Below are 14,187 nucleotides of genomic sequence, written 5' to 3'. Positions count from 1 at the left end.
TGCACGCGAGGTTCATTTCAGAACCATCCCGATACGGGCGGGTAGCAAGAATTTCGGCAGAGAATGCATGGTGCCGAAATTTCCGGTCCGTACGAATAGGCGTGACGAAATCAGGCGGCGTGGTCCGTGGGCAGAAAGCCGATCGGCGGCGGACAGGAGTGCCGCCAAGCTGCCGGCGGTGCGTACGGAGGCCGCGTAAAATGAATGCAGCTGGGGCCCGCACCCCGAAGGATGCGGGCCCCAGCTACGTATTGCGCGTCAGCGTCAGGCGGAGACGATGTTCTCGGCCGTCGGGCCCTTCTGACCCTGCGCGATGTCGAAGGAGACCTTCTGGCCTTCCTGGAGCTCACGGAAGCCCTGGGAGGCGATGTTCGAGTAGTGGGCGAACACGTCGGGGCCGCCACCATCCTGCTCGATGAAGCCGAAGCCCTTTTCCGCGTTGAACCACTTCACGGTGCCAGTAGCCATGTCATTTCTCCTTTGGGCAGTGCAGCGGTATCCGCACTGTGCGGATACCGTGTCGCCGCGATGATTCCCTGCCCGGAAACGACCGGAATGCAAAACGCGTCCCTGCGGCCTGCGGCCGACGGGGCGTCTAGGTTACGGGTACCAAAACTGCAACTGATTCGACAGTAGCACGTCGATGCTTTCCGTGCGTGGTTCGAATTCACCCCCGCGTGGTGCGGGGAGAAACTCTCCCGGTAATGCCGGTGAGAATCTCGCGCGGCGGGATCAGGTATTCGCTCTGCTGAATGCGACGTTCTGGCCGTCCAGCTCGCCCCGGCGCGTCCTCGGAGCGGTCGGCTCCTTGGTGGACCACGGGGTGGACTCGGCGTCGGTGCGGGCGAGTTCGGGGGCCGGTCCGCGAGAGGAGATCGAAGCCTTCACCACCACGACGTCCGTCCTCGTCCGTTGAGAAGGCTGACGTGACCGCGAGAGGGGCCGTCGAGTTCTGAGAGCTTGGCGGGAAGCCGGCGGGTGAATCTGGCGCGGCGGACCTCGGAGATGCCGGGCGTGGCTGCCATGCCTTGAGTATTTCGCAGTCGGCTGGATCGACCAGGTGGAACCTGCGAGGTGGCCCACCTGATTTCGGCTGTTTGACCCCCAGGGCTTGTGAATGCCGTGCGGCGGAAGGCCATGACGGGCTGGGCTCGGGTGGTGCGCAGTCTGTGCGAGGCGTGTCTGGAGAGGTCTGGAGGGCGAAGAAGGCCCAGGTCGCTGACCTGGGCCTTTTTCAAGGGCGGATGACGGGAATCGAACCCGCGCCACAAGCTTGGGAATCACCCGGCGCTTGAGCCTGTGTACCCATGCTGACCAGCGGAAACGTTGGTCTTCGGTGTCGCCTCCACGCTCGTGGCTTCTCCCTTGTTCACCGCTGTCGACCGTCCTTGCCGGCACGTTGTGGCACAGCGGATCGTCGCAGACCCCTTGCGCCGTCAGACGTCCGCGACCGCCTCCAGCGGGCTCAGCGCCGCTGCCCGGCGGGCCGGGACGGCGGCGGCGAGGGTGCCGATGGCGAGGGAGAGGAGGCAGACGAGGAGGAGGGTCCCCCAGGGCAGGACCAGGGTGTACTGGTCGATCGCGCCGTTGGCGAGGGAGCCGACCGCCCAGGCGCCGAACAGGCCGCCCGCCAGGCCGAGGAAAGTGCCGAAGCCCGCGACCGTCAGCGCCTCCAGGCGGATCATGCGGCGGACACCGGAGCGGTCCATGCCGAGGGCCCGCAGCGCGCCGATCTCCCGGGTCCGTTCGGCGACGGACATGGCGAGGGTGTTGACGATGCCGAGCCCGCTGATGACGACGCCGATGCCGAGCATCCCGTACATCACGTTCAGCAGGTCGCCCATGGTGCCCGCGGCTTCCCGGACGAGCCGGCCCCGGTCCTGCACCTTCAGGAGCGGGTTGTTGCCGACGGCGGTGCGCAGGCGGGTCTCCAGCGCCTTGCTCCCCGTGCCGTCGGTGCGCAGCAGGACACGCTGGACCGAGCCGGGCAGGAAGCTGTTCCGCGCGACCTCGGCGCGGGTGCCGAGCGCGTCGCGGGCCACCGGGTTGTCCTTGTAGACGCCGACGATCTCGTACTGGGCGAACTCGCCCTCGCGGCCGAGGCGCGCATGGAGCAGTCCGCCGGTCGTCACCCCGTTCTCGTGCGCGAGGGAGCTGGAGAGGGCGATCCGGCCGGGCGCCAGGTTTTCGACGGAGCCGGAGACGAAGTCGAGCTTCATGGTGTCGTGGACGGTGGCGGGGTCGACGCCGGAGATCTCCCGTACGCCGGAGCCGGTGAACAGGGTGGAGTCGGTGATCGCGGTGGCGGTGCGCACTCCGTCGGTGCCGGCGAGGCGTCGTACGGCGCCGGGGTCGATGCCCGTCATGGTGGAGCGGGTGCTGACGACGTAGTCGGCGCCGAGACCGGCCGCCGCCTGGCGGTCGAGGGCCTGCCCGGTGGAGTTGCCGATGACGGCGAGCCCGGTGACGAGACCGGTGCTGAGGAGCAGGGTGGCGGCGGTGGCGGCGGTGCGGCGCGGGTCGCGCAGGGCGTTCTCGCGGGCGAGGCGGCCGGTGACGCCGAAACGGCCGGTCAGCCGCCCGGTCAGCCGGATCACCGGCGACGCCAGCAGCGGCGCGAGGGCGATCAGGGCGGCGACGAGCAGGCCGCAGCCGACCATGGCGTTCCGCAGGTTCTCCTCGGAGGCGTCCTTCGCGCCGCTGAGCGAGACGAGCCAGGTCACACCGAGCGCGAGGAGGCCGAGGCCGATGGCGCCGCGCAGTCGGAACCGCTGGGCCGCAGGCGGCTGTTCGGCTGTACGCATCGCCTCCACGGGCGCTGTCCTCGCGGCCCGGCGGGAGGGCAGCCAGGCGGCGATGACGGTGACGCCGACGCCCACACCGAGCGCCGCCGCGACCGAGCGCGGGCCGATCTCCAGGGGTCCGCTGGGCAGCGCGTTCCCGGCGGAGCCGAGGACGTGGGGGAGGGCCGCCGCGATGCCGAGACCGAGCAGGAAACCGGCCGCCGAGGCCGCGAGGCCGACCACGAACGCTTCCAGGAGGACGGAGCGGGACACCTGGCGGCGCGAGGCGCCGATCGCCCGCAGCAGTGCCGTCTCACGGCTGCGACGGGCCACCGCCATGGTGAAGGTGTTGACGATGAGGAAGGAGCCGATGAAGAGGGAGACCCCGGCGAAGACCATCGGGATCTTCTGGTAGCCGCGGGTCAGGGTGTCGACGAGGATCGCCTGCTGGGCGGCCTGCGCCTGGCCCGTGGTGGCCTCGGCGCGGTCGGCGGGGAGGACGGCCGTGACCCGGTCGGCGAGGTCGTACGCGCCGGTGCCGGGCGTGGCGGACAGGTCGATGCCGGTGTAGTGGCCCGGGGTCGAGAACAGCTTCTGCGCGGTCGCCTTGTCGAACAGGACGAGGGTGCCGCCCGCCGTCACCCGGGTGTCGCCGGTGGTGACGAGGCCGACGAGCCGTGCGGTCATGACCGGGCCGTCCGTGGCCAGAGTGACCATGTCGCCGACGCGGAGTCCGCCCGCGTCGGCGGCGCCGGTGTCGACGGCGATCTCGCCCGTACGGGCGGGGGCGCGGCCTTCGGCCAGCGGGTGGCGGCTGTCCTCGCCGTCCTTGCCCGGTACGTACGCGGCGGCCAGGTTCGACCAGGCCCGGTCGGCGCGCAGCGGGGTGCCGTCCGCCGCGTTCAAGGTCGCCGAGCCGTCGACCGAGGGGCGTACGGCGGCGACGCCGGGCACCCGGGCCAGCTTCGCGGCGAGCGCGTCGTCGAGCACGCTCACCGGCGGCCCGTCCTGGGCGCCGGACGCGGGGGACTTCTCGGTGACGGTGACGGCGATCCCGGCGAAGCTCTTCGAGGAGGCGGCGCGGTGGGCGGCGGCGGTGGTGTCCGCGAAGACGAGGGTGCCGCTGACGAACGCGACCCCCAGGCAGACGGCCAGCACGGTCATGACCAGCCGGGCCTTGTGGGCCAGGAGGTTGCGCAGGGTTGTTCTCAACATGGGGGTCTTCCAGGGCTTTATGGGAGTGTCCGGGGCGGGATGCGGGGGTGCGGCGGCCGGGAGGCGCGGCTCAGCCGGCGTGGGACCGCGCGCCCAGGCTCTTCATCAGGTCGAGGACGCGGTCCGGAGTGGGGCGGACCATCTCTTCGACGAGGCGTCCGTCGGAGAGGAACACCACGCGGTCGGCGTACCCGGCGGCGACCGGGTCGTGGGTGACCATGACGACGGTCTGGCCCAGCTCGCGCACGGAGCCCCGCAGGAAGCCGAGGACTTCGGCGCCCGCGCGCGAGTCGAGGTTGCCGGTGGGCTCGTCGCCGAAGACGATCGCCGGCCGGGAGGCCAGGGCGCGGGCGACGGCGACGCGCTGCTGCTGGCCGCCGGAGAGCTGGGCGGGCCGGTGGTCCAGGCGCCCGGCGAGGCCGACCATGGAGACGACGCGGTCCAGCCATTCCCCATCGGGGCGGCGCCCGGCGATGTCCAGCGGGAGGGTGATGTTCTCCAGCGCGGTAAGCGTCGGCAGCAGGTTGAAGGCCTGGAAGATGAACCCGATCCGGTCCCGGCGCAGTTGCGTGAGCTGCCGGTCCTTGAGGCCGCCGAGTTCGGTGGTGCCGATGCGCACGGAGCCGGAGGTGGGCGAGTCGAGCCCGGCGGCGCAGTGCATCAGGGTCGACTTGCCGCAGCCGGACGGGCCCATGATCGCGGTGAACTCGCCCTCCCGGAAGGCGAGGCTGACCCGGTCCAGGGCGACGACCCGGGTGTCGCCCTCGCCGTAGACCTTCGACAGGTCGGTGGTGGCGGCCGCGATGCCGGTCAGCGGGGGCGGCGACAGGAGGTCGGCGGACATGGTGCTCCTCTTCTCGTACGGAAAGACGCACGAGAAGCGTGTCGGGGGAACATATCGGGGCCTGGGCGGCCGTGTATCGGCGCCCGCTCGGGCGTGTACCGGTCGTGCGGCAGCGGCGGCAGCGGCGGCAGCGGCGGTACGGGTGAGGGGCGCGACGCGGAAAGGGCCTCCCCCGTGGGGAGGCCCTTCAGAGCGCGTACGTCCGGCGGCGTCACCGGCGCCCGGACGGCTGCTTGGGCCGCCGTGTATCAAGGCCCGCTCCACCGTGTACCGGCCGGGCGACGGTTCCGCCCCTCCCCTCAGCCGGGCAGCCGCAGAGTGGCCACGGCGCCGCCGTCCGGGGCGTTGGACAGCCGGAGTTCGGCGCCGAGGACGCGGGCCTGGCCAAAGGCGATGGTGAGGCCCAAGCCGTGGCCCGAGCCGCGTTCCCGGGCGCCGGTGTGGAAGCGTCGCGGGCCGTGGTCCATCAGGTCGGCCGGGAAGCCGGGGCCGTGGTCGCGGACGACGACCGTCCGGCCGTCGACGGTGACCGCCACGGGGCTGCCCCCGTGGCGGTGCGCGTTGACGACGAGATTGCCGACGATCCGCTCCAGGCGGCGGGGGTCGGTCTCCACGGTCCGCGCGGTCCCCTCGGCGGTGGCGTCGACGACCTCCGCCTCGACGCCGGTACGTGCCACGGCCTCGGTCACCACGGCGGCGAGCGGGACCCGCGCGTGGACCGGCTGTTCGGCTCCGGCGTCCAGGCGGGAGATCTCCAGGAGGTCCTCGACCAGAGCGCGCAGATCGCGGATCCGGGCCCGCAGCAGGTCCTCGGTCTCGCCGGGTGGCAGGAGGTCGGCGGCGGCCAGCAGCCCGCCGACGGGGGTGCGCAGTTCATGGGCCACGTCGGCGGTGAACCGGCGTTCGGTGCGCAGCCGTCGCGCGAGGGTGTCGGCCATCCGGTCGACGGTGGCGGCGATGTCGGCGACCTCGTCGTCTCCCTTGGTGGGTCCCGAGCGGGCGTCCAGGTCTCCGGCGGAGATCCGGGCCGCCGTCTCGGCGACGCGGCCGAGGCGCCGGGCGAGGAGCCCGGCGCCGTACACGGCGAGGGGGGTGGCCGCCGCGAGCGCGAGGAGCGAGGCGACGGCCATGGCCGCGTCGAGGCGGGAGAGGTTGGCGTGGTCCGGGCCGAGATTGATCTGGACGGCGAGGACGGGGCTGCCGGGTCCGCCGGTCCGCTGGGCGGCCCAGGCGCTCGGCCCGACGTTCCCCTCGACGTGGGGGTCGTAGGCCGTGTGCCGGTCGGCGTCGGCGGGGTCGCGCAGCTCGGCGGGCAGGCCGGCGGGGTCGAGCCCGGCGCCGTCGGTGAGGACACCGGTGCGCCGGTAGACGTCCATGGCCGCGTACACGGCGTTGAACGCCCGTGCCTCGCCGCGCCAGCGGATGTCGTGCGCGGTCCACAGATGGACGAGGACGCCGACCGCCGCCACCACGAGCAGGGCCGTGGCGGCGGCGAGCGCGGCGATCTTCCAGCGCAGTGAGGCAGCGCGCGGCCGGATCCGTCCGGCGGAGGGCACGGTCACCGCTTGAGCTTGTATCCGAAGCCCCGGACCGTCTCGATCCGGTCCCGGCCCACCTTGCGGCGCAGCCGCTGGACGCACAGGTCGACGACCCGGCTGTCGCCGTCCCAGCCGTACTCCCAGACGTCCCGCAGGAGGGTGTGCCGCTCCAGGACGACGCCGGGGTGGGCGGCGAACTCCAGGAGGAGCTTGAGTTCGGTCGGGGTGAGGGCGACCGGGCGGCCGGCGACGAAGACCTCCATCCCGGCGGTGTCGATCCGCAGGTCCCCGAACTCCAGCACGTCCTCGCCGTCCGGCCGGTCCCCGCCGGCGGCCGGGCCGCCCCGGGGAGCGGGCGAGTACGTGGCGCGCCGCAGCAGCGAACGCATCCGGGCCACCAGGACGTATGTCTCCACCGGCTTGACGACGTAGTCGTCGGCGCCCGCCTCCAGGCCGGCGACCACGTCGAGACCGTCGCCCCGGGCGGACATCATCAGGACGGGGACCAGGCTGGTCTCCCGGACCCGGCGGCACAGCCCGATCCCGTCGAGGCCGGGCAGCATCACATCGAGGATCAGCAGGTCGAAGCCGTGCTCACGGAAGGCTTCGAGCCCGGCGAGCCCGTCGGCGGCGGTCCGCACCTCGTAGCCGTAGCGCTCCAGGGCGAGGGCGAAGGACCGGCGCATCAGGTCGTCGTCCTCGACCAGCAGCACACGCGCGGTGGACGCGGTGGACGTGGTGGAGTCGGGCGAGGACAAGAGTGCGGCTCCTGTTCGGGCGGCGGACGGTCGGACGCCCCGGCACATGTCCACGACGTGCGCGCGGCCACGCCACGATCGGAACATTACGGCAGGCAACGGACAACGCTCGTACCTCCCGCGGCCTCCCTCTCCCTTTGACGCGATCCCGAGCGCTGCCCGACACACTCCGGATACACGGCCGAACGCGCGGCAGGCCGAGCCGGGTGGTGCGGGGGCGGCGAGGGCGTAGCCGCCTTCGTCCAAGGGGAGGGCCAGCAGTTCATGGAGTTCGCCCACGAGGCGGGCGACCAGGGGGGTGGGTGGTGGCGTAGTCGGAGCCGGCGGCGCCGTGGGGAACGGCTTGATCGACGGACATGCCGAGCCGACCTCTCTCGGCGGGTTGCCAGGACCGCGACTTCGAAGCCCCCCGACCCTGGAGACCCTCTCGGCTGTCGATGATGCCGGGTGTCGACTGCCGACCGGGGTTAACATTGTTAACCCCGGTAAACATTGAATCTGGAGTGTCCTGTAGCTGCGAGACGGTGGCTGAGCAGGAGACTTCCTTGTTTCTGGGGTGAGGCGAGGCTTGAGCGACAGGAATTCTCCGTGCTGCCTCGATGTGAGAAGTGCTGAGCACCGTGAATGCGCACTTGGTTCACACGCTGTCTCCTCGTACGGTTCTCACGTCGAAAGATCACCCGCCTGACCTTGAGGAGTCACGATGGAGCGGGCACACGACGAACAGACTGGTTTGGTTACGCGGGCCCAGATCGCGGACCGCCTGGGCATCAGCCGCCCAGCGGTGTCCAACTGGGCCCGGCGCCACGAGGACTTTCCCGCCCCGGTGCGCTCCGGCGACATGGAGCTCTTCCGGGAGGCCGAGATCGTGCGTTGGGCGGTGAACCACCCCATTCCACGACGGCGGTTGCTGGACGGGGAGCCGCTGGGCGCGACCTATGCCGATCGATTCGGACGGACCAGCGCGAAGGGACAGGAGCCGGCGCGGAAGGTCGCGAGGAGCCCCTCTCCGCAGACCAGGGCCGAGGACAGAAAAGCCGTCGACCAGCTGATGGGCCGGCTCGCGGAGCGGGTGCGGGGCCCGGCTGCGATGGCGGACTTCGTGAACCTCTGCCTCATCGTGATGTACGTGAGGCACGCGGAGCCGGAGCGGTGGCGCCGGATCGAGAGTGCCATGGCAGAGAGGCAAGGTGCCCGCGATGCGCAGTGGCTGCTGCGTTCTCTTGGCGACATGGCCCAGGACACGCTGCGCCGGAACGGCGTGCGGACCGACCTGCGCAGCAGCTTGCTGCAACTCGAACCGCGGAGCTGGGACGACCTCACCAAGGCGGTGAGGACGGCGGCCGGCGCAGGCGTGGGCGCGTTCCAGCTCGTGTGGGAGTCGTTCAGCGCCCGGGAAGGGCTGCAGAGCTCGGAGTTCTGCAGCCCGGTGGGCCTGGCCTCGTTGTCCGCGGCGCTGGTCCTGACTCCGGGACAGAAAGCCACGGTGCTGGACCCCTACGCGAGGGGCGGAGAGATGCTGGCGGCTGCGCACCGGCACATCGGTGCCGCGGGAGGGGCCCTCTACGGCGAGACACTCGACGGGCGTCTGCAGGCGGTCGCGAGCCTGTATCTCCTCCATCTCGGCGTGCGGCCGAGGCTGAGCAGCACTCGGTCGGACCGGTGGCCGCCGCACCACGAGTACGGTGCCGACGTCGTGTTGACCAATCCCCCGTTCAATATGACGGACTCACCTGGTCCCGGCCGGCGGACGGGGAATTGGCCGTACGGAGCACCACCACGGGGCAACGACAATTTCGCCTGGGTGCAGTACGTCCTCAGCGCACTGGTACCCGGCGGTCGAGCAGTGATGGTCATGCCGGTGAAGGCAGGCAACTCGGTGAACGGCGCGGAGCGCGCGATCCGCTCTGCCCTGATCAGCAGTGGAGCTGTGGAGTGCGTCATCACGCTGCCGTCCCACCTGTTCTCCGCGACCCCCGTGCCGGTCTCCCTGTGGTTGCTGCGACGGGTAGAGCGGCCGGTGCGTGAGGACATCCTGTTCGTCGATGCTCAGGAGCTGGGGGAGAAGAGCCGGCGCCGGCGAGTGCTGAGGGATACGGATCGCGCCGCGATCACGGATGTAGTCCGTCCCTGGCTCGACGGAGAGGAGCGGCCGGCCGGCCGGGAGTACGCGCTGCTTGCCGCCGACCGAGGCGTCTCGGCTGCCATAGTGGCACGCGCCGACATCGTCGGCGAGGAGTACTCACTGAGCCCAGCCGACTACCTCGGCGGCGGACACTACGGCGCCGCTCCCGACGCGGCACGGCTGCGCGAAGTCAATGGCGAGGCAGCGGGATACGAGGACCGGCTGCGCCTGCTGGAGTGTCGGATGGCCGGAACGGAGAACGGCTACCGTGCGGGCTCGGGGCCCGACGGCTGGGCGAAGGCAGTTCTTGCGGACCTGTGCGAGATCCAGGCCGGGCCTTCGTACAGCCGTCTTCCAGCAGCGGCCCGCACAGGAGACGACGGGGTCCCCCTCGTCTTCCCGCAGGATCTCGCCGGAGGGAAGATCGCGGACGAACCACGTCAGCGCGTGCGGTGGGAGACGGCCGAGCGCTTCAAGAAGTTCATGATCTGCCAAGACGACATCGTCTGCGTGCGGACGGGTGCGCAACAACAACCCGCGCTGGTCACCGGTGCGCAGGCCGGCTGGCTGCTCAGCTCGAACGTGACGCGTCTGCGTGTACGTCCCTCGGCCGGGATCGATCCCTTGTATCTCCACGCTTACCTCGGTCTCCGGCACGCGAGGGAGTGGATGTCTCACCGTGCCGCAGCCACGGCAGCCCCGTCCATGAGCGCTGCGGCTCTGGGGCATCTTCCCGTGCGCTTCCCGCCCCTTGAGGACCAGCGCCGGTGCGTGGAACTCCTCGGTGAGCTCGGACAGCGCGTCGAGGCACACGCCTCGTACGCATCGGCACTCGACCGTCTGCGGGCTGAACTCGCCGAGCATCTGCTGCACGGCTCCATCGAGCCGCTGTGATGGCCTGTTGCCTGCCGATTCCCCCGAACCGCACTTCCTTCTCCTCGCCCGTGACCCATGAAAGGACCGAGTCCATGCCCGAACCGACAACCTCTTCCGGACGAACGTGGCGGTTGTGGCTTGCGCTGTACGTTGCCTGCTCCATGGTGGTCGGCCTCGTCGTGAGCCTGCTCGTGCTTCGATCGGGCGCCGGCACCACGGAGGTCGTTCTGGCTGGGGGAGGGGGCTTCGCGACCTCCTTCGCCCTCTGCCTCGCGCTGCCCGCGGCCGTGCGCGAGCTCAAGCGACTGGGCTGAATCGGGTCAACCGCCCGGCATCCGTTCCTGTTTGACACGAACCCTCGGACATCGGTCCGAGGGTTCGCGTATCCCGCCTGCGACGAGAAGCGGCTGTGGTCGCGTCAAGGATCGCCCGCTTGAGTCCATGGTCAGTTCGTGGCCATGGACGCGGCGAAGGAGGCGATCGCTTTTCGCAGAGGTTCGGCCGCCTGCTTCGGGTCGGCCCGGGTGTCCAGACCGAGCACAAGGATGCGTCCCACCAGCCCGCGCGGTCCATGGAACTCCAACTGATGGCCGGACGGTCCATTTGGGTCGGGGTGGACCACCAAAGCGAGCGGATTGACGGGGGCGGTGTAGCCGGCGATGTAGGTGAGGAGTTGGTGACGGTCCTCACGGGAGACGTTCTTCTTCGCGTAGTCCTTGTACTTCGCGTCCACTGCCAGGTAGAGCGTGGAGTCCGGGGGTGCGGTAGGCGGAGCGAAGGTCAGCAGGACATCGGGGCGAAAATATGGGGTGCCCCCGTCGGGCCTTCCGTGAGTCCGGATGTGGTGGCCCGAGTCCCGAGCCCGCCGACCGCCCAGGGCAGCCGCGGCGTCGATCGCCATCCGCCGGACGACGCTCTCCCACAGATCGTCGAGCTTGAGCAACAACCCTTGCGCCCCGAAGCCGTACGGGTTCAGCAGATTGTCCGGTCCGCCGCCGCCGAGCACCATGCGGGCCCACGCATGGGCGGGCCGGTAGTGGTCGTTGAGGATGGAGTACCGGCCACGGGCGAGCAACGGCAATGCGTCCGGGGCCCGGAGAGGGACGGGAAAATCCATCGCCGTGACTGTCAACTGGTGTTTGAGATGAGGGTCGTTCACCTGGTCGGCCGCTGCGGCCAGGGCGGCTCCGCAGACCAGGTTTTCCCATCCTCCGTACTCGTACTCGAAAGTCCGGACGTGCAGTTGGTCGACCGCGCCGAAACATTTTGTGGCCTGCGCCGCCACGTCCAGCCGTCCCCGCAGCGTGGTGTCCACACGCTGCCGGCGCACGTAATCCCTGCGCAGCCCGCGGCGTGACAACAGGCGGCATTCGTGCAGCAAGGCGGCGGGCACCAGCCCCGCGTACCCGTCCTTGCCGAGAGGCCAATCGCGCAGTTCCTTGTCGACCGTGCTGTTTTGCCCGTTGGCGTACGAGAGCCAGTCGATCAGTCGATTCCCCGCGATCGGGAACTTGGGGCGGAGCACCAGCCGGATGCGGCTGAGCTCCATGACCCCGGTGATCGTCCGTGCGGTGAGGACCCAGTGGTCCCGCTTCTCGACCACACTGACGGCCTTGAGCGTGCGGAGCCTGTCGAGATCGGCGGAACTCAGATCGGATTTCGGCACATTGCCGGACTTGTACTCGTCGAGCGTGACCTTCCGTCTGGCGGGGCCTGGTGCTCCCTGTGACATCCGGCTACCCCTCGTTCCAATCCGGCTCTATCGACATACCGTCCTCGTCGGCGGATTCGACAGTCCCGGGGGAGACGAAGGCCTTCGCCAGAATGCCCGGAAGGTCCCGCGGGCTGGTCTGGACGACCCGTCCCGTCCGGTTGTCCACCAGTTCACCCAGTACGGCCCGCAGCATTTCCGGACGGCCGAGGCAGTAGTCCGTCACGAGCGGCACGATCTCGTGGTGGAAGGCGTGCGACAACTGCTCCGCGGTGGCGAGCGGGCGGTCGTCGGAGATCAAGTACGCCTGTCCGAGTAGATGGGTCGGGCCGAATTGAGCGTCGAGGCGTTCGTTCAGGCCTTCCAGCAAGGAGGCCAGGCCAAGCCCTTCGATCTCTCCATCCAGACAGTCCAAGTCCGGCGATACGTCGAGGAACGCGAATCTCCGCCGGATGGCGGAGTCGATGTGACCCACGCTGCGGTCGGCGGAGTTCATGGTGCCGATGATGCGGACGTTCGGGGGCACGGTGATCTTCCGCCCACTGGTCGGCAGGGTGACGGAGACCGATCCTCGTTTGTCCAGCTCAAGCAGAGTGATCAACTCGCCGAGGATGCGGGGCAGGTCACCGCGATTGATCTCGTCGATGACCACCAGGAACGTGTGCTCCGGGAAATCCTTGGCCGCCGCGCAGACCCGGAGGAAGACCCCGTCCTTCATCTCCAGATGGAGCCCGGACCCGTCCGCTGCTGTGTCCGGCCTGAAGCCCTCGACGAAGTCCTCGTATCCGTAGGACGGATGGAAGGTCACCATGGTGAGCCGCGCTGCGCCCGGCGCCCCGGACTCTCCGGTCTCCTTGGCCTCGTCTTTCGCCGGGGGTATCGCGGACAGTTCCTTGAGAGCCGCGGACCGCTCACTCGAAGACGCCTCGATCAGCTCCGCGCGGCCGGCGAGTGCGAGGGCCACATTGAGCGCCAGCCGGGTCTTGCCGGTGCCGGGCGGCCCCTGGAGCACAACCTGCCCTTTGTGTTCCAGCAGATCACGTACCTGTCGTACATCATCGGGAAGCTCGGCATCGGGCAGCCCGGTGTTTTCCTCGGCTGCGTCCTTCTCCACCACATCGGTCGCGCCGGCACGTGCGGTGTCGTCGAACCAGTCCCGGGGGGCGTCGTTGCGGCTCTGCCCGCGCCGGATCTCCCGCATCAAGGCGGCGGGAACCCGGGCGAGTGTCTGTTGCCAGGCGTGCCGGGGCGCGTCGAAGAACTGGGCGTAGGACGTGTCCCAGTCCACGCTCACGGTGTGGCGGTGTGTGAGTTCGCTGAGGTCATACGCGTACCCTCCCGTGACGGTGCCCACGGCCAGCACCTCGGATTTCCCTCGGTTGGCGACGATGAGATCGCCGCGTTCCAGGTCACGGAAGGCCAGCATCTGCCGCGCGAGCCGCAGGCTGCCGCCGGTGCGACGGGGCCATTGCCGGTCCAGCGCGGCCTTGAGCTCCTGGTCGCTCTCGTACTGCCCCAGACTGCCGACCTCGTCCCAGGCGATCCGGATGCGACGGTTCTGGTGGCAGTCGGCCCAGAGGGCCGCGCGTTCTCCGGGTGCGATCTTCCAGACCACGCGGTCGTGTGGGCGCGGATCGTGGAAGGTGTACAGGAAGGCCATCACTTCATGTGGACTCCACCCCTGGAACTCCTGGAGCTCACCCAGGAGGGCGAGAAGCTCGCGGTTCGCCCGCCACGTACGCACACCGGAGGAGCGCTCGGGCGCTCTGCCACCCAGTAGCGCGGTGAAGTGGCGGACGTGTGCGGCTGAGAAGACGGGCAGGAACTCTCCCGGGAAGTAGACCGCCAGCGCCTTGGTTGTCAGTGCCTGTCCGTACGACAGCGACTCCAGGTCGTCCAGAAGTTCGTACGCCCCGCTCCTCGCGGCATCGAATGCCGTCACGAACTCGGAACGCAGGTGGGCCCATGCCGCCTCTGCATCGAGCCCGCGCAGAGCGCTGGGCACGATGCGCCACTGCCCCGACCAGTGCTGGTAGATGATGTGCTTTGCCGCACTGCCTCCGCGGATGCTGCCGAAATTGTCGGTGCCGTACTCCAGCAGCCGGCAAAAGGAGAGTCCGCTCCTGCGGCCGTCCGGCCCCAGGGCGTAACGCTCCAGTTCCAGCTCTCCCCAGCTCTCCAGCGGAAAGAAGGTCAGCACCTGCCGCCGTTCCATCTCCGCCTTGGCGGCGGCCTGCCGTGCCCCCTCGCGATCGAAGCGCGCAATGCGCGCCGCGAGGCCTTCCCTGAACCGCTCGCTCTCAGCCATATGCGCATTCTTCGGTATCGGACCAGGCC

General features: G+C 69.9%; 10 protein-coding genes. 2 read left to right on the top strand and 8 right to left on the bottom strand.

The features are described from left to right. Positions 1–264 precede the first annotated feature (264 nt). The 6 genes from ACGFRB_RS18010 to cseB form a co-directional block, all read right to left on the bottom strand. Positions 265–468 carry a cold-shock protein gene (locus ACGFRB_RS18010; protein WP_335939352.1) on the bottom strand — a complete coding sequence of 68 codons (204 nt, stop codon included), beginning with the start codon at positions 466–468 and terminating at the stop codon, positions 265–267. A 264-nt stretch (positions 469–732) separates the two neighbouring features. Further along, positions 733–894, bottom strand: coding sequence for a hypothetical protein (locus ACGFRB_RS18005; RefSeq protein WP_393244023.1), 162 nt, complete (start codon positions 892–894; stop codon positions 733–735). Between the two features lie 542 nt (positions 895–1,436). Next, positions 1,437–3,998, bottom strand: a complete 2,562-nt coding sequence (locus ACGFRB_RS18000; RefSeq protein ID WP_393244021.1) for an ABC transporter permease — start codon at positions 3,996–3,998, stop codon at positions 1,437–1,439. A gap of 70 nt (positions 3,999–4,068) precedes the next feature. Next, complete coding sequence (locus ACGFRB_RS17995; RefSeq protein ID WP_393244019.1) at positions 4,069–4,842, bottom strand: ABC transporter ATP-binding protein; 774 nt, start codon at positions 4,840–4,842, stop codon at positions 4,069–4,071. Between the two features lie 299 nt (positions 4,843–5,141). Beyond that, complete coding sequence (locus tag ACGFRB_RS17990; protein ID WP_393244017.1) at positions 5,142–6,404, bottom strand: sensor histidine kinase; 1,263 nt, start codon at positions 6,402–6,404, stop codon at positions 5,142–5,144. Next, positions 6,401–7,093, bottom strand: coding sequence for a two-component system response regulator CseB (cseB, locus tag ACGFRB_RS17985; protein WP_393244162.1), 693 nt, complete (start codon positions 7,091–7,093; stop codon positions 6,401–6,403). Before cseB ends, ACGFRB_RS17990 begins: the two co-directional genes overlap by 4 nt. A 748-nt stretch (positions 7,094–7,841) precedes the next feature. On the opposite strand from cseB, the gene ACGFRB_RS17980 reads away from it, so the two are divergent. Beyond that, entirely contained in the window at positions 7,842–10,157 is a 2,316-nt protein-coding gene (locus ACGFRB_RS17980; protein ID WP_393244015.1) for an N-6 DNA methylase, read from the top strand. 74 nt (positions 10,158–10,231) lie between these two features. Beyond that, positions 10,232–10,453, top strand: coding sequence for a hypothetical protein (locus ACGFRB_RS17975; RefSeq protein ID WP_363005669.1), 222 nt, complete (start codon positions 10,232–10,234; stop codon positions 10,451–10,453). A 131-nt stretch (positions 10,454–10,584) separates the two neighbouring features. Here the strand turns inward: ACGFRB_RS17975 and ACGFRB_RS17970 are convergent, their stop codons facing one another. Next, positions 10,585–11,871 (bottom strand): PE-PGRS family protein, encoded by a 1,287-nt coding sequence (locus ACGFRB_RS17970; protein WP_393244013.1) that lies wholly within the window; start codon positions 11,869–11,871, stop codon positions 10,585–10,587. A gap of 4 nt (positions 11,872–11,875) precedes the next feature. Continuing rightward, positions 11,876–14,158, bottom strand: coding sequence for an McrB family protein (locus ACGFRB_RS17965; RefSeq protein ID WP_393244011.1), 2,283 nt, complete (start codon positions 14,156–14,158; stop codon positions 11,876–11,878). Between the last annotated feature and the right edge of the window lie 29 nt (positions 14,159–14,187).

The sequence above is a fragment of the Streptomyces sp. NPDC048718 genome, assembly GCF_043198875.1.
In the GTDB taxonomy this organism is placed as follows: Bacteria; Actinomycetota; Actinomycetes; order Streptomycetales; family Streptomycetaceae; genus Streptomyces.
The sequence above is the reverse complement of the archived record's forward strand: the minus strand, read 5'-3'. Positions and strand labels throughout refer to the sequence as shown.